The organism is Pseudoalteromonas pernae (assembly GCF_039831865.1).
In the GTDB taxonomy this organism is placed as follows: Bacteria; Pseudomonadota; Gammaproteobacteria; order Enterobacterales; family Alteromonadaceae; genus Pseudoalteromonas; species Pseudoalteromonas pernae.
The window spans coordinates 40,984-56,763 of sequence record NZ_JBDODM010000008.1; the positions used below are offsets into that span (position 1 = coordinate 40,984).

Annotated in this window: 16 protein-coding genes; 14 read left to right on the forward strand and 2 right to left on the reverse strand. The window is 45.5% G+C overall.

The window, feature by feature from the left end:
- The first annotated feature begins 201 nt into the window (after positions 1-201).
- From mnmG to glmU, 14 genes are all read left to right on the forward strand, one after another.
- Positions 202-2,091 (forward strand): tRNA uridine-5-carboxymethylaminomethyl(34) synthesis enzyme MnmG, encoded by a 1,890-nt coding sequence (gene mnmG / locus V1358_RS16220; RefSeq protein WP_347394208.1) that lies wholly within the window; start codon positions 202-204, stop codon positions 2,089-2,091.
- Between the two features lie 12 nt (positions 2,092-2,103).
- Positions 2,104-2,724, forward strand: coding sequence for a 16S rRNA (guanine(527)-N(7))-methyltransferase RsmG (rsmG, locus tag V1358_RS16225; RefSeq protein WP_347394209.1), 621 nt, complete (start codon positions 2,104-2,106; stop codon positions 2,722-2,724).
- 16 nt (positions 2,725-2,740) lie between these two features.
- Positions 2,741-3,526 carry a ParA family protein gene (locus V1358_RS16230; protein ID WP_347391431.1) on the forward strand — a complete coding sequence of 262 codons (786 nt, stop codon included), beginning with the start codon at positions 2,741-2,743 and terminating at the stop codon, positions 3,524-3,526.
- Positions 3,527-3,547: 21 nt separating this feature from the next.
- Positions 3,548-4,456, forward strand: a complete 909-nt coding sequence (locus V1358_RS16235; protein WP_347391432.1) for a ParB/RepB/Spo0J family partition protein — start codon at positions 3,548-3,550, stop codon at positions 4,454-4,456.
- A 143-nt stretch (positions 4,457-4,599) separates the two neighbouring features.
- Positions 4,600-4,980, forward strand: a complete 381-nt coding sequence (locus V1358_RS16240; protein WP_347391433.1) for an ATP synthase subunit I — start codon at positions 4,600-4,602, stop codon at positions 4,978-4,980.
- A 15-nt stretch (positions 4,981-4,995) separates the two neighbouring features.
- On the forward strand, positions 4,996-5,826 hold the full coding sequence (atpB, locus tag V1358_RS16245; RefSeq protein ID WP_347391434.1) for a F0F1 ATP synthase subunit A: 831 nt from the start codon (positions 4,996-4,998) through the stop codon (positions 5,824-5,826).
- Between the two features lie 66 nt (positions 5,827-5,892).
- Complete coding sequence (atpE, locus tag V1358_RS16250) at positions 5,893-6,126, forward strand: F0F1 ATP synthase subunit C (protein ID WP_105201180.1); 234 nt, start codon at positions 5,893-5,895, stop codon at positions 6,124-6,126.
- A gap of 54 nt (positions 6,127-6,180) precedes the next feature.
- Complete coding sequence (gene atpF / locus V1358_RS16255; RefSeq protein WP_105201179.1) at positions 6,181-6,651, forward strand: F0F1 ATP synthase subunit B; 471 nt, start codon at positions 6,181-6,183, stop codon at positions 6,649-6,651.
- Between the two features lie 15 nt (positions 6,652-6,666).
- Positions 6,667-7,200, forward strand: coding sequence for a F0F1 ATP synthase subunit delta (gene atpH / locus V1358_RS16260; RefSeq protein ID WP_347391435.1), 534 nt, complete (start codon positions 6,667-6,669; stop codon positions 7,198-7,200).
- 14 nt (positions 7,201-7,214) lie between these two features.
- On the forward strand, positions 7,215-8,756 hold the full coding sequence (gene atpA / locus V1358_RS16265; RefSeq protein ID WP_347391436.1) for a F0F1 ATP synthase subunit alpha: 1,542 nt from the start codon (positions 7,215-7,217) through the stop codon (positions 8,754-8,756).
- Between the two features lie 56 nt (positions 8,757-8,812).
- Positions 8,813-9,673: a F0F1 ATP synthase subunit gamma gene (gene atpG / locus V1358_RS16270; RefSeq protein WP_347391437.1), complete on the forward strand. Its 861-nt coding sequence runs from the start codon at positions 8,813-8,815 to the stop codon at positions 9,671-9,673.
- Between the two features lie 33 nt (positions 9,674-9,706).
- Positions 9,707-11,092, forward strand: coding sequence for a F0F1 ATP synthase subunit beta (gene atpD / locus V1358_RS16275; protein ID WP_105201176.1), 1,386 nt, complete (start codon positions 9,707-9,709; stop codon positions 11,090-11,092).
- 13 nt (positions 11,093-11,105) lie between these two features.
- Entirely contained in the window at positions 11,106-11,528 is a 423-nt protein-coding gene (locus tag V1358_RS16280; RefSeq protein WP_347391438.1) for a F0F1 ATP synthase subunit epsilon, read from the forward strand.
- Positions 11,529-11,762: 234 nt separating this feature from the next.
- On the forward strand, positions 11,763-13,124 hold the full coding sequence (gene glmU / locus V1358_RS16285; RefSeq protein WP_347394210.1) for a bifunctional UDP-N-acetylglucosamine diphosphorylase/glucosamine-1-phosphate N-acetyltransferase GlmU: 1,362 nt from the start codon (positions 11,763-11,765) through the stop codon (positions 13,122-13,124).
- Positions 13,125-13,176: 52 nt separating this feature from the next.
- On the opposite strand, the gene iadA is transcribed toward glmU, so the two are convergent.
- Positions 13,177-14,343 (reverse strand): beta-aspartyl-peptidase, encoded by a 1,167-nt coding sequence (gene iadA / locus V1358_RS16290; protein ID WP_347394211.1) that lies wholly within the window; start codon positions 14,341-14,343, stop codon positions 13,177-13,179.
- 12 nt (positions 14,344-14,355) lie between these two features.
- Positions 14,356-15,765 carry a putative basic amino acid antiporter YfcC gene (gene yfcC, locus V1358_RS16295; protein ID WP_347394212.1) on the reverse strand — a complete coding sequence of 470 codons (1,410 nt, stop codon included), beginning with the start codon at positions 15,763-15,765 and terminating at the stop codon, positions 14,356-14,358.
- Between the last annotated feature and the right edge of the window lie 15 nt (positions 15,766-15,780).

Here is a 15,780-nt window from a genome sequence, read left to right on the forward strand (position 1 = left end):
TGAAATATATAAACTTTTAACGGTTATCAACAGAAAGGTGTGATCCTAATAGTAGATCTAATAAAAGATCTCTTTAAAGATCCTTTATTTTATATAAGATCACCTTTTGGATCTTGAGTACTATTTAACCGTTTCCCTTCCCTTAATTTCTAGGTAAAATAGCCGCCCTTTTGAATTTCACCGGTTGTAGGAAAACGTTTAATGATCTTCCATGAACATTTTGATGTCATTGTTGTAGGCGGCGGTCATGCTGGAACTGAAGCAGCCTTAGCTTCTGCACGTATGGGTATGAATACCCTTTTGTTGACTCATAACATGGATACGTTAGGGCAAATGTCTTGTAACCCTGCGATCGGCGGCATTGGCAAAGGTCACTTGGTGAAGGAGATCGATGCGCTTGGTGGTGCTATGGCCAAAGCGATCGACAAAGGCGGCATTCAGTTCCGCACGCTTAATTCATCTAAAGGTCCTGCTGTACGAGCTACCCGTGCTCAAGCGGATCGCGCTTTATACAAAGCTGAAATTCAAGCCATTTTGCAGCGCCAAGAAAATCTTAAGATCTTCCAGCAATCGTGTGATGATCTCATCGTTGAAGGTGAAACAGTCAAAGGTGTCGTTACACAAATGGGCCTTAAGTTCAGCGCCAACAGCGTTGTATTGACGGTAGGTACCTTCTTAGGTGGCCAGATCCACATTGGCTTAGAAAATTTTAAAGGTGGCCGTGCAGGTGATCCGCCTTCAATAGCTTTGGCACAACGTTTACGCGAGTTACCATTTCGTGTTGATCGCCTTAAAACCGGCACCCCACCGCGTATCGATGCGCGCACCGTTGATTTTTCAAAGATGCAAACACAACCAGGTGATACACCAACACCGGTGTTTTCATTCATGGGTAAAGTGGAAGATCACCCACAACAAATTCCGTGTTACATCACGTATACCAATGAGAAAACGCACGAGGTAATCAATAACAATTTACATCGTTCACCAATGTATTCAGGTGTTATCGAGGGTATTGGTCCACGTTATTGCCCTTCTATTGAAGATAAGATTGTGCGTTTTGCTGACAAAGATAAGCACCAAATCTTTGTGGAGCCAGAAGGCTTAACGTCATACGAATTATATCCAAATGGGATCTCAACAAGCCTTCCATTTGACGTGCAAATGGAAATTGTGCGCAGTATCACTGGTTTTGAGGATGCTCATATCTGTCGTCCTGGTTATGCCATTGAGTATGATTTCTTCGATCCACGTGATCTAAAACCATCTCTAGAAACCAAATTTATTAATGGTCTTTTCTTTGCTGGTCAAATCAATGGTACGACCGGCTATGAAGAAGCGGGTGCGCAAGGGCTTATCGCAGGTATGAATGCAGCACTGCAGGTTCAAGGCAAAGATGCATGGACACCGCGCCGTGATGAAGCTTACACAGGTGTATTAATCGATGATCTTGCAACCTTAGGTACCAAAGAACCGTACCGTATGTTCACATCGCGTGCTGAATATCGTTTGCTTCTTCGTGAAGACAACGCGGATCTGCGTTTAACGGCTAAAGGTCGTGAGTTAGGTCTAGTGTGTGATGAGCGCTGGAGTGCATTCAATGAAAAGCTTGAAGTGATGGAGCAAGAATCTCAGCGTATTCGTTCTACATGGATCCATAAAGATCATCCAGCGCTTAATGCTGTAAACGATTTACTGAAAACACCACTAACTCGCGAAGCAAGTTTGGAAGATTTGATCCGTCGTCCTGAAATTGACCATAAAGATCTTTACGCTATCGAAGGACTTGAGTCACCTTCAAATAACGATGCGGCGTTAGAGCAGGTTGCAATTCAGACTAAATATGCGGGTTACATTGCGCGTCAGCAGGATGAGATCTCAAAGCAGATGCGTCATGAACAAACGCTATTGCCAAAAGAATTTGATTACTCGCAAGTTTCAGGCCTCTCAAATGAAGTTGTTGCCAAGCTTAGCGATGCGCGCCCAGACACTATCGGTCAAGCGTCGCGTATTTCTGGTATTACTCCAGCCGCTATTTCGCTATTATTGGTGTATCTCAAGAAGCAAGGTATGTTGCGCAAATCTGCGTAACCAAAGGCAAGCGTGTTAGAAAACAAATTCAAACAATTGCTGGCGCAAGCCAGCATCTCTTTAAGCGAGCAGCAAGTTCAACAACTGCTCGCTTACGTCGCTTTGTTAGACAAATGGAACAAAGCCTACAACCTCACTTCAGTTCGTGACCCTAAAGACATGTTGGTTAAGCACATCATGGACAGCCTTGTTGTTGCAGAACATCTCCAGGGTAAACACTACATTGATGTGGGTACTGGCCCTGGTTTACCGGGGATGGTACTTGCCATAGCACTGCCAGATACCGAGTTTGTGTTACTCGACAGTCTCGGCAAGCGTGTAACATTCTTAAAACAAGTAAAACATGAACTTGGCTTAAAAAATGTTACCCCGGTGCAGAGTCGAGTTGAAGAATATCAGCCAAGTGTTAAATTAGATGGTGTGCTATCTCGTGCATTTGCCTCAATTGATGATATGTTGCATTGGTGCGCGCATTTGATTGATCAGGACGGCCGCTTTGTAGCGCTTAAAGGTCAATATCCAGAACAGGAATTAGCAAACTTGCCTGATGGATTTAGCTTTGAGCAAAATATTGAGTTGTCAGTGCCTGAGTTGGAAGGCGAACGCCATCTTATAATTCTAAAAAAAGATTAATTGGCAGAGGATCACCGTGGCTAAAGTCATTGCAATTGCAAACCAAAAAGGAGGCGTGGGTAAAACCACCACAGCCGTGAATTTGGCGGCCTCTATGGCTGCGACCAAACGTAAAGTGTTACTGATCGACCTTGACCCACAGGGCAATGCAACTATGGGTAGTGGAGTCGACAAGTATGACGATGTGGCCACTGTGTATGACTTACTCATTGAAGAGAAGCCATTTGATGAAGTGGTTATTAAGCAAACATCAGGTGAATATCACTTGATTGCTGCCAATGGTGACGTCACTGCCGCGGAAGTAAAACTGATGGAGCTGTTCGCTCGAGAAGTACGCTTGCGCAATTCACTCGAAAAAATCCTTGGTGAATACGAATATATTTTCATCGATTGTCCGCCGTCTTTAAATATGCTCACCGTTAATGCGATGGCAGCAGCGGACTCAGTGCTGGTGCCAATGCAATGCGAATACTATGCACTAGAAGGGATCACCGCCCTGATGGGAACCATTGAGCAATTAGCGACATTGGTTAATCCTAAATTACAGATTGAAGGCATTTTGCGAACCATGTACGATCCGCGTAACCGCCTTGCCAATGATGTGTCTGAACAACTCAAACAACACTTTGGCGATAAGGTCTACCGAACTGTCATTCCACGCAATGTTCGCCTCGCAGAAGCACCTAGTTTTGGTGCACCGGCCATGTACTATGATAGAGCCTCTGCTGGTGCTAAAGCGTACCTTGCTTTAGCAGGGGAAATACTGCGTCGAAAAGAAAAACAAACTCCTGCAGTCGCCTAAATCTTAGAGGTAAGCAAATCAATGTCTGCTAAAAAACGTGGATTAGGAAGGGGCCTCGATGCCCTACTCACGTCGTCGAAGCCCGCTGCGCAAGCGTCTGCTCAGAGCACCGAAGATGGACCAAGTGAAAGCGCTGTAAAAGGCGAATTACAAAAACTGCCAATTGAATTTTTACAACCGGGAAAATACCAGCCACGTAAAGACATGTCTGAAGATGCGCTGGAGGAACTTGCGAGTTCAATTCGAGCGCAAGGTATTATCCAGCCGATTGTTGTGCGTCAGATTGATGCAAATAAATACGAAATTATTGCCGGTGAACGTCGTTGGCGCGCTGCACAAATTGCCAAGCTGGATGTCGTGCCGTGCTTAATCAAGGATGTGCCTGACGAAGCTGCAGTTGCGATTGCACTTATCGAGAATATTCAACGCGAAGACTTAAATGCGATGGAAGAAGCCATTGCTCTTGAGCGCTTGATTGAAGAGTTTGCACTCACTCACCAACAAGTAGCTGATGCCGTGGGGAAATCACGCACAACGGTCACCAATCTATTACGTTTAAACAACCTCAATGACGATGTAAAAATCATGTTAGAGCATGGTGACATCGAAATGGGTCATGCACGTTGTTTGCTTGGTTTGTCTGGTGAGTTGCAATCAGAAGCGGCTCGAACAGCCGTTGCTAAGGCGCTGACCGTACGTGAAACGGAAAAATTAGTGCGTTCTATCTTAGAGCCTGCTGAAAAACCCCAAAAGAAAGAAAAAGACCCAGATGTCAAACAGTTAGAGCAAAAGCTCCAAGATAACTTAGGCGCTAAGGTAGAAATCAACTATAACCAGAAGGGTAAAGGTAAGTTGGTGATTTCTTATACAAATTTAGATGAGCTTGAAGGTATTCTTGAGCGTATTGACCCACAGCTAAATCAGTCCTAATGATTCCCCTCTCACCCCCGTATTTTCGGGGGTGAAATTGTCACAATTTCATCTTGCTCAAGTTGCAAATCAGCCAGAAATAAGTATAATTTCGCCAGTTTTAGCACCCTAATCAAAATTAACGTAATCAAGGTTAATAAAAAGTGACGCAAAGGTTAGCCGGCCCTTATCGCCGCGCCGCATTAAAAGGCGTTCTCTTTCAGGGTGGCGTAGCAATAATAGCTGCAGTAATAGTTTTAGTTGGTTGGGAAGTAGATGCCGCGCTATCAGCTCTTGCTGGTGGATTGGTGGCGGTACTCCCCAATTTTTTGTTTGCTGTGTATGCGTTCCGATATGTGGGCGCGAGCAAAGCAAAACAAGTGTATGCCTCTTTTAAACGAGGCAACGGATTAAAATTTTTGCTAACGATTTTTCTGTTCGCGCTAATATTTAAGCTTTATCCGGTAGTTGCTCTACCATTTTTCTTCAGCTTTATATTGGTGACGTTCGCTCAGTGGTTAGCGCCGATTTTTTTTAATCATTAACTTTTGGGATAAAACATGGCTGCAGGTGAAGAACTTACCTTAACGGGTTACATCCAGCACCATTTAACTAACGGTCAAATTAGTATTGGCGACGGTTGGTTTTGGAAGCTGAATGTAGACACCCTCGCATGGTCTATCGGTCTAGGACTGATTTTCTTATGGATCTTTAAGCGCGCTGCTAACAAAGCAACGCTTGGTGTTCCTGGAAAATTTCAGTGCTTTATCGAGATGGTCGTAGAATTCGTCGATCAAAACGTGAAAGATACTTTCCACGGTAAAAGTCGACTAATCGCTCCTTTAGCTCTAACGATTTTCGTTTGGGTTTTCCTTATGAACTTAATGGACTTGATCCCTGTTGATTTCCTTCCTGCGCTTGCGGGTCAAATCGGCGTATTATCAGGTGCTGTAGAAAGTTCTCACGATGTTTACATGAAGGTGGTACCAACAACCGACCTTAACCTAACACTTGCGCTAGGTATCGGTGTGTTTGCACTCATCATCTTCTACTCGATTCGTGTTAAGGGTTTAATGGGCTTTATCAAGGAGCTTACGCTTCACCCATTCAGCTCTAAAAACATGGTTGTTCAAGCTCTATTTATTCCGGTTAACTTCATTCTAGAGTTCGTAACTCTGATTGCGAAGCCGGTTTCATTGGGCTTACGTCTATTCGGTAACCTTTATGCTGGTGAACTGATCTTCATCTTGATTGCAGCAATTGGCTTGTTCCAGTTACCACTGCATTTCATTTGGGCAGTATTCCACATCCTGGTAATCGTGTTGCAAGCATTCATCTTCATGATGCTGACAATTGTATACCTGAGCATGGCGTCTGAAGACAACCATTAAGAACCGGCTCAAAAAAAGATTTTTTAACTTTAACTTTAATCATTTACAAATATATTGGAGACAATAATGGAAATCGTACTAGGCCTTAAATATATCGCTGTTGCCCTACTTATCGGTTTTGGTGCCCTTGGTACTGCTATCGGTTTCGGTAACCTAGGTGGTAAATTCCTAGAGTCAGCTGCTCGTCAGCCTGAGCTTGCACCACAACTTCAAGTTAAAATGTTCATCGTAGCTGGTCTAATCGATGCGATCGCTATGATCGGTGTAGGTATCGGTCTATACCTATTGTTCGCTGCTTAATATTAGATAAGACATTTAACGCGAACATAAATTGACTTGTAAGGAGGAGCGGACGTGAGTTTAAACGCCACTCTAATTGGTGAATTAATCGCTTTCATCGTTTTTGTATGGTTCTGCATGAAGTTCGTGTGGCCACCACTAAACGGTGCAATCGAGGCTCGCCAAAAGAAAATCGAAGATGGTTTAGCTGCCTCTGATAAAGCTGAAAAAGATCTTGAGCTTGCTCGTAAAAAAGCAACCGAGCAACTTAAAGAAGCTAAAGCAGAAGCTGCTGATATCATTGAGCAAGCTAAAAAGCGTGCGACGCAAATCGTTGACGAAGAGACAACTCGTGGTCACGAAGAGCGTGAAAAAATCATTGCTCAAGGTCATTCAGAAATTGAAGCCGAGCGTAACCGTGCAAAAGAAGAATTGCGTAAGCAAGTTGCTTCTCTAGCGGTTATCGGTGCTGAGAAGATCTTAGAGCGCGAAATCAATGAAGCCGCACACAGCGACATAGTTGAAAAACTAGTTGCCGAGCTTTAATAGGAGGGTATGAGCATGTCTGAACTGACTACTATCGCTCGCCCATACGCTAAAGCGGCTTTTGAATTTGCCGTTGACAAAGGCGCAGTAGACGCATGGAACGAGATGTTGTTCTTCGTTGGTGAAGTAGCCAAGAATGAACAAGTTGCTCAGTTTCTGTCGAGCAGCGCCTCTGCTGAAAAACAAGCTGAAACAATGATTCAGATTTGTGCAGAGCAACTCAACGAATATGGCCAAAACCTTGTAAAGGTGATGGCCGAAAATGGACGTTTGGTCGCCCTACCGGCGGTTGCACAATTATTCGCTGCTTTTAAAGCGGATTATGACAAAGAAATCGACGTTGACGTCGTTTCTGCAACCGAACTTGCTGCAGCGCAGCAAGAGAAATTAGCCGCGGCACTAGAAAAACGTTTCGCACGCAAAGTTAAGCTGAATTGTAGTGTTGATAACTCGGTTGTTGGTGGCCTGGTAATAAGAGCCGGCGACACAGTAATCGATGGCAGTATCAGCGGCAAATTGAGCCGACTGGCCACTACACTACAATCGTAATTGGGAAGAAGAGCATGCAACTTAATTCCACTGAAATTTCTGATCTGATCAAAAAACGTATTGAGCAGTTCGAAGTTGTAAGTGAAGCTCGTAACGAAGGTACTATCGTATCTGTTACTGACGGTATCATCCGCATCCACGGTCTAGCTGACTGTATGCAAGGTGAGATGATTGAGCTTCCAGGCAACCGTTATGCTATCGCACTAAACCTTGAGCGTGACTCAGTAGGTGCAGTAGTAATGGGTCCATACGCAGACCTTAAAGAAGGCGTAAAAGTACAATCTACTGGTCGTATCCTTGAAGTACCTGTTGGTCGTGGTCTACTTGGTCGTGTTGTTAACACACTAGGTGCTCCTATCGATGGTAAAGGTGCTCTAGATAACGACGGTTTCGAACCAGTTGAAAAAATCGCACCTGGCGTAATCGAGCGTCAATCAGTAGATGAGCCAGTTCAAACTGGTTATAAGTCTATCGATGCGATGATTCCAGTTGGTCGTGGTCAGCGTGAGCTTGTAATCGGTGACCGTCAGACTGGTAAAACTGCACTAGCAATCGATGCAATCATCAACCAAAAAGGCACAGGCGTTAAGTGTGTGTACGTAGCGGTTGGTCAAAAAGCATCTACTATCGCTAACGTAGTACGTAAACTTGAAGAGCACGGTGCACTTGAGAACACTATCGTTGTTGTTGCATCTGCTTCTGAATCAGCAGCGCTACAATTCCTAGCGCCATTCGCTGGTTGTACTATGGGTGAATACTTCCGTGACCGCGGTGAAGACGCACTAATCGTATATGATGATCTTTCTAAGCAAGCAGTTGCTTACCGTCAGATCTCACTACTACTTAAGCGTCCACCAGGCCGTGAAGCATACCCAGGTGACGTATTCTACCTTCACTCACGTCTTCTAGAGCGTGCATCACGTGTAAACGCTGATTACGTTGAGAAGTTCACTAATGGTGAAGTGAAAGGTAAAACAGGTTCATTGACGGCATTGCCAATCATTGAAACTCAAGGTGGTGACGTTTCTGCGTTCGTACCTACAAACGTTATCTCTATCACCGACGGTCAGATCTTCTTGGAAACTGACTTGTTCAACGCAGGTATCCGTCCAGCTGTTAACGCTGGTATCTCGGTATCTCGTGTAGGTGGTGCAGCGCAAACTAAAATCGTTAAGAAACTAGGTGGTGGTATCCGTCTAGCGCTAGCTCAGTACCGTGAACTAGCGGCGTTCTCTCAGTTCGCTTCTGACCTTGACGATGCAACTCGTGCACAGCTTGAGCACGGTGAGCGCGTAACAGAGCTAATGAAGCAGAAACAGTACGCACCAATGTCTGTTGCGGAAATGTCTCTGTCGCTATTTGCTGCAGAAAAGGGCTATCTGAAAGACATCGAAATTCCGAAAATCATGGATTTCGAAGCTGCTCTTATCTCATACGCAAACAGCACATACGCAGAGCTAATGGCTCAAATCAATGAAACTGGTAACTACAACGCCGAGATTGAAGCGCAGCTGAAAGAACTTCTTGAGAAGTTCAAGTCTACGCAAACTTGGTAATTAGTTATGAACGGTGAGTTTTAATTTAAAACTCACCCAGATTCGGAGAAAGAGTCATGGCCAGCGGAAAAGAGATAAAAAGCAAGATCGGGAGTATCAAGAATACTCAGAAGATCACTAGCGCGATGGAAATGGTTGCCGCTTCTAAAATGAAGAAGGCGCAAGACCGTGTGGCTTCAAGCCGTCCATACGCTGAAAACTTACGCAAAGTGATCGGTCATGTTGCTAATGCTAGCCTCGAATATCGCCATGCCTATTTGGAAGAGCGTGAGGTCAAGCGCGTTGGTTATATCGTCATCTCTACCGACCGTGGTTTATGTGGTGGCTTAAACTCTAACGAGTTTAAGAAAGTAGCTTTAGACGTTAAAGCGTGGAAAGAAAAAGGCGTATCTGCGGATTTCGCTGTACTAGGTAGCAAAGCTGCCGGCTTCTTCCAACGTTTTGGTGGCTCACTACTTGCCAAAAAATCAGGTCTAGGCGATGCGCCTTCAGTACAGGACGTAATTGGTCCAGTAAAAGTAATGCTTGATGCATTCAATGAAGGCAAAATAGACCGCTTGTTCGTTGTTTACAACAAGTTTGTAAACACCATGAAGCAAGAACCAACAATCGATCAATTGTTGCCTTTGCCGAAAACAGAAAGCGAAGAACTAGCACACCGCTGGGACTACATTTACGAGCCAGATCCAAAAGTAATTTTGGAAACACTAATGGTTCGCTTTGTGGAATCTCAGGTATACCAAGGTGTGGTTGAAAATGCTGCCTCTGAACAGGCTGCCCGTATGGTTGCGATGAAAGCCGCAACAGATAACGCAGGCGACCTGATGGATGAGTTACAGCTTGTTTATAACAAGGCTCGTCAGGCCGCAATCACACAAGAAATCAGTGAGATTGTTGGCGGATCAGCAGCAGTTTAATGCTTCGGGCAAAGATTAACGAGAGGAATAGACATGAGTTTAGGTAAGGTCGTCCAAATTATCGGCGCCGTTGTGGACATCGAGTTCCCACAAGACAGCGTGCCAGCCGTATATGACGCACTAAAAGTTACAGATGGCGACTTAGCAGGTCTGACACTAGAAGTTCAGCAGCAGCTAGGTGGCGGTGTGGTACGTGGTATCGCACTTGGTACTACTGACGGTCTACGTCGTGGTACAGCAGTAGAAAACACAGGTGAAGCGATTAAGGTTCCAGTAGGTAAAGCTACTCTTGGTCGTATCATGAACGTACTAGGTGAAGCAATTGACGAAGCTGGCCCAATCGGCGAAGAAGAGCGTATGTCAATTCACCGTGAAGCACCTTCGTACGAAGATCAGTCAAGCTCGGTAGAACTACTAGAGACTGGTATCAAAGTAATCGACCTTGTATGTCCATTCGCTAAGGGTGGTAAAGTTGGTCTATTCGGTGGTGCTGGTGTAGGTAAAACCGTAAACATGATGGAACTTATCCGTAACATCGCGATCGAGCACAGCGGTTACTCAGTATTCGCAGGTGTTGGTGAGCGTACTCGTGAGGGTAACGACTTCTATCACGAAATGAACGATTCAAACGTACTTGATAAAGTATCGCTTGTATACGGTCAGATGAACGAGCCACCGGGTAACCGTCTACGTGTTGCTTTGACTGGTCTAACTATGGCAGAGAAGTTCCGTGACGAAGGTCGTGACGTTCTTTTCTTCGTAGATAACATCTATCGTTATACTCTTGCGGGTACTGAGGTATCAGCACTACTAGGTCGTATGCCTTCAGCGGTAGGTTACCAGCCAACTCTTGCAGAAGAGATGGGTGTACTACAGGAGCGTATCGCGTCTACTAAGACTGGTTCAATCACTTCAATCCAAGCGGTATACGTACCTGCGGATGACTTGACTGACCCATCACCAGCGACTACGTTCGCTCACTTAGATGCGACAGTTGTACTTTCTCGTGATATCGCAGCACTAGGTATCTACCCAGCTGTTGACCCACTTGACTCAACTTCACGTCAGCTTGATCCGCTAGTAATCGGTCAAGAGCACTACGACACAGCTCGTGGCGTTCAGACTGTACTACAGCGTTATAAAGAGCTTAAAGACATCATCGCTATCCTAGGTATGGACGAGTTGTCTGATGAAGATAAGCAAGTGGTATCGCGTGCTCGTAAGATCCAGCGTTTCCTATCTCAGCCGTTCTTCGTTGCTGAGGTATTCACAGGTTCACCTGGTAAATACGTATCACTTAAAGACACCATTGCTGGCTTTAAAGGCATTCTAAACGGTGAGTTCGACGACATGCCAGAGCAAGCGTTCTACATGGTTGGCTCTATCGAAGAAGCGCAAGAAAAAGCTAAAAGCATGTAATTAGGAGGGGAGTATGGCAGCTATGACCGTACATCTTGACGTGGTAAGTGCAGAAGGAAAGATTTTCTCTGGACGAGTAGAAACCCTTCAAGTGACAGGTAGTGAAGGTGAATTGGGTATTTACCCAGGTCACGCGCCTCTACTAACTGCCCTGAAACCTGGTATGGTGCGTTTAGTTAAGCAACTAGGTGGTGAAGAAGTCATCTATGTTGCAGGCGGTACTCTTGAGGTTCAACCTCATAACGTTACCGTGTTGGCTGATACTGCAGTTCGTGGTGAAGACCTAGACGAGCAAGCAGCTGAAGCAGCTATTCGCGATGCGCAAGAGCAAATGGATAAAGCACAAACTGGCGAGTTGGATTACCAACAAGCGGCTGTGCAACTAGAAGAAGCGTTAGCGCAACTTCGCGTTATCCGCCAATTGCGTAATAGCTAATTGCTATCGACCTAAAAGGTTTGTAAAAACCCACGCCACCAGCGTGGGTTTTTTTATGTCTGTTCGTTCTATGTTCACGCTAGAGCGGTTACAATATTGCTAATTTGTACACAATGGTACATCTATGGTGTTAGTGTAAGCTGCAAGCCAACGCTCTATTCAGACATAGGAAATGCTGATTTAAAACGCCTAGTTGGACCATGTGGCAGTTGATGTGAAAAAAGGATTATTAGGATGAATTTAACCACCGTTATTTTGGCTGCGGGTAAAGGCACTCGCATGCGCTCGAAGCTTCCCAAGGTATTGCACCCAATTGCTGGTAAGCCGATGGTGCAACATGTCATTGATAACGCAAAAGCGCTTGGCGCTAAGCACACTAACCTAGTGTATGGGCACGGCGGTGAGATGCTACAACAGCAACTCACAGGCAATGAGCTTAACTGGGTATTACAAGCTGAGCAGTTAGGAACAGGTCATGCCGTTGCTGTTGCTAAAGAACATATTAGCGATAACGACACGGTACTGATTCTTTATGGCGATGTGCCACTGACTAAAAAATCAACGTTGGAAAAGTTACTAGCTGCAACTCCAGAACGAGGCTTAGCATTGCTTACCGTTGATTTAGAAAACCCAACGGGTTACGGCCGCATGTTGCGTGAAAACGGCAAGCTAATTGGCATCGTTGAACAAAAAGATGCAACACCTGAACAGCTAGCGATCACCGAAATCAACACCGGTATTATGGCGTGTAACGGGGGCCTTCTGAAAAAATGGTTAGGCAACCTATCAAATAATAATGCTCAAGGTGAGTACTACCTTACTGATATCGTGGCTATGGCACATGCTGAGGGCGTAGAGATAAGTTCTAGCCAACCACAGCATCCGATGGAAGTAGAAGGCGCTAATAACCGCGTACAGCTCGCTCAGTTAGAGCGTGCCTATCAAGCTTGGCAAGCCGAAGAGCTGATGATCAATGGTGCGAGTCTTGCTGACCCTGCCCGTATTGATGTGCGTGGCACCGTCACCACAGGTCAAGACGTGCAAATCGACGTTAATGTTGTTTTTGAAGGTGACGTAGAGCTAGGTGACGATGTCGTCATTGGCCCTAACTGTGTGCTTAAAAACTGTAAAATCGGCGATGGCGTGGTAATTAAAGCAAATACTATGATTGAAGATGCCACTGTAGCTGCTAAATGCACCCTTGGTCCTTACGCACGTTTACGCCCAGGTGCGGTCATGGAAGAAGACTCGCACATTGGTAACTTCGTTGAGATGAAAAAGTCCCGTCTTGGCAAAGGCTCTAAAGCGAATCACTTAACCTATCTAGGTGACGCGCAAATCGGCGAAAAAGTGAATATTGGTGCCGGAACCATCACTTGTAATTATGATGGTGTGAACAAGTCGCAAACCATTATTGGTGATAACAGCTTCATCGGTTCTAACTCATCATTAGTTGCACCTGTTGAAATTGGCCACACAGCGACAATTGGCGCAGGTTCTGTAGTAACCACGAATGTCGGTGACAACCAGCTCGCTGTAGCGCGCGGTAAACAACGCAACCTCGATGGTTGGCAGCGCCCAGTGAAGAAGAGCTAATTAACTCTAATAAAAAAGCCGCTTTATCAGCGGCTTTTTTATGTAATGCAGGTTATTCAAACATACCTTTGATGGCTACCCTGCCATTTTCGACCATACACTTGCCTTTGCTCCATACATAGCTTGGCTCAAGTGAATGCGCATCTAACAGCACCAAGTCGGCATCTCCTTCTATTTCAATACGCCCCTTTTTAAGGCCAAGTACATCTGCCGGATTTGACGTAACAGCCATCAGGGCATGTTCAATGCTGACCCCAAACACATGAACGGCTTGTACAAATGCATCCAGCAATGAGCGTTCTTTACCAACTTCTAAGCCAAGAAGGTGATTATGCTCGTCAAATATAGGTAGACTCGCATGCCCGTCCGAGCTCATAGTCAATTGATGAGGAGGTACGCCTTCATTAAGACAGTAGGCGAGTGCTTCAGCGGCAGCTAGCTCTCCATGCGCGAGGTCGTACTCTGTTGTACTGGCAGTAAAATCGATTGTGCCGCCCGCTTTAGCAAAGCGGATCCCAGCGGTGACTAAATCGGCATTGCGATTCATATGTGTCGGGTAAAATTGCGATAAAGGAATATCTGTTTGTTCCGCGACCTCATGAAGTAAGCTCAGATGTGAGTCACTTGGTCCAACGTGGATACTCACTGTTCCCCGCTTGGAGCTTAGCATTCCTGCTACGCGGCTTTGAGCAGCAACCTTCGCCAGTTCTTGTACGCTTAATTGACTCCCTCTATGATCGGCAATGGCGACTTCACCCACGCCTATGATTTCATCAATAAACATGATGTCTTTTTCAATGTCACCGCTTAGAGTCTTAGCGGGCAGATGGTACGACCCTGTGTAGCAATACACATTTAAACCTTCCTCTTTGAGGCCTTTTGCTTTTGCTACAAGATCGGTGTGCGTTCGACTTAGGGCATCGGTACCAAGTGCTGCAACAACAGTTGTGATGCCGGCAGTTGTCGCATCACTGAGTTGCATCTGAGGGGTGCGACTGGCAAAACCTGCTTCACCGCCTCCCCCAGTTATGTGCACAAGCGAGTCCACAAAGCCAGGCACCAGTAAATGTTCAGTAGCATCGATTTCTGTAACCGCTACATCGGTACTAAGCGCTATGTTTTCCTCGATGGCGATGACTTTAGCGCCTGCAAATAACACATCTTTGCGCCCTTCATGGTGCGGTGTATAAACACGCGCATTTCTAATTAGAGTTAACATAATAAAATTCTGCTATTGGTAATCGATAAAGTGGGCGAGGAAAATACATGCACTTGCTAATGCAAACAGGGCAAGTTGAAAACGCCATATGAATTTGGCCCACTCACCCCAGTCTAACTTCACCACGCCCAAGCAGCCAATCAAACTAGCTGATGTAGGAATAAATATGTTTGTCAGGCCATCTCCTAATTGAAATGCCAACACCACGGTTTGTCTGCTAACAGCCAGTAAATCACCGAGGGGCGACATTAGAGGCATGGTAATGGCTGCTTGCCCAGAACCCGAAGAAACAAAAAAGTTAAAGCCACTTTGAAAGACCAGCATACCCCATGCAGCAAGTGAGTCGGGCACATGTGACAGTGTTTGTGCGCTTGAATACAACAAGGTATTTAGCACGGAAGCGTCATTAAGCGAGCTACCTCCTAACAAGAGCACAATCCCTTTAGCCATGGCCACCAGCAACGCAGCAGGTAGCAGCTCTTGTGCTCCTTTGGTAAAAGCGTGTGCACTGTCATTAAATGTCAGTATCCCAAATGCTCTGGCGATGATTGCTGTGATTAAGCCTAAGGTAAAAAATTGTGCAGCAAGTTCAGGAATATAGTACTGACGAGCCATAACCCCCCAAATTATCCATCCTATTCCTACTATGAAACACAGCAACACTGCTCTATCGCAATGTGATAAAGGTTTTGTATTTTCGATGATTGCTTGCGGTTCTGGCTGCAAACGTATTTTTCGCGCATAGCGAACCACAAAGATAAGCCCGAAAAGAGTAAACACACACCAAGCTGCAACTCGCAGTGGCGCGCCAGAAAAGACAGGAATATCAGCGATAGATTGTGCGATGGCGATACTAAACGGATTCATCCAAGAAGTCGCAAAGCCGATTTGGGTCGCGACATAAGTGACCAGTACGGTGACCTTGGCGTCATAGCCTAGCTGCTTCATGATAGGTAGCAGCACAATACAAAAAGCAATGGCTTCTTCCCCCATCCCAAAGATAGCGCCACCTAAGGAAAATAAAACAAACAACAGAGGTAAAAACAGCCACTCAATTGCTCGGGTTTTATTGATAAGCGCCATGATGCCATTGTTAATCGCGCCGGTTTGCATAATGATGCCAAATGCCCCTCCGGTGATCAGAATGAACGCCATGACACCGATGGTTGCACCGTATTTGTCGCCAGCCGTGAGCCCCTCGAACAGTACGTTAGTTAGGCCTATTTCCCCACCTTCAGCAAATATTGGCACGGTGCTGGTGGAGTCCGCGAGCTTAAATTGTGATAACGCAACTTGCGTAACATTGTTGGGCACATCGAAGTACCCCGGTGGTACCAACATAGTTGCGATGTACGCTATGAGTGAGACGGCCATTAGAATGACAGCAGCATCAGGGAGCTGAAAAGGTTGTTTATTTGTCATAATCACTATAAATAA

Excerpts from the sequence above, each read along its gene's own strand:
- mnmG (WP_347394208.1), top strand. The coding sequence starts at position 202 with ATGATCTTCCATGAACATTTTGATGTCATTGTTGTAGGCGGCGGTCAT.
- V1358_RS16235 (WP_347391432.1), top strand. The coding sequence starts at position 3,548 with ATGTCTGCTAAAAAACGTGGATTAGGAAGGGGCCTCGATGCCCTACTC.
- atpB (WP_347391434.1), top strand. The coding sequence starts at position 4,996 with ATGGCTGCAGGTGAAGAACTTACCTTAACGGGTTACATCCAGCACCAT.
- atpE (WP_105201180.1), top strand. The coding sequence starts at position 5,893 with ATGGAAATCGTACTAGGCCTTAAATATATCGCTGTTGCCCTACTTATC.
- atpH (WP_347391435.1), top strand. The coding sequence starts at position 6,667 with ATGTCTGAACTGACTACTATCGCTCGCCCATACGCTAAAGCGGCTTTT.
- atpA (WP_347391436.1), top strand. The coding sequence starts at position 7,215 with ATGCAACTTAATTCCACTGAAATTTCTGATCTGATCAAAAAACGTATT.
- atpG (WP_347391437.1), top strand. The coding sequence starts at position 8,813 with ATGGCCAGCGGAAAAGAGATAAAAAGCAAGATCGGGAGTATCAAGAAT.
- atpD (WP_105201176.1), top strand. The coding sequence starts at position 9,707 with ATGAGTTTAGGTAAGGTCGTCCAAATTATCGGCGCCGTTGTGGACATC.
- V1358_RS16280 (WP_347391438.1), top strand. The coding sequence starts at position 11,106 with ATGGCAGCTATGACCGTACATCTTGACGTGGTAAGTGCAGAAGGAAAG.
- glmU (WP_347394210.1), top strand. The coding sequence starts at position 11,763 with ATGAATTTAACCACCGTTATTTTGGCTGCGGGTAAAGGCACTCGCATG.
- iadA (WP_347394211.1), bottom strand. The coding sequence starts at position 14,343 with ATGTTAACTCTAATTAGAAATGCGCGTGTTTATACACCGCACCATGAA.
- yfcC (WP_347394212.1), bottom strand. The coding sequence starts at position 15,765 with ATGACAAATAAACAACCTTTTCAGCTCCCTGATGCTGCTGTCATTCTA.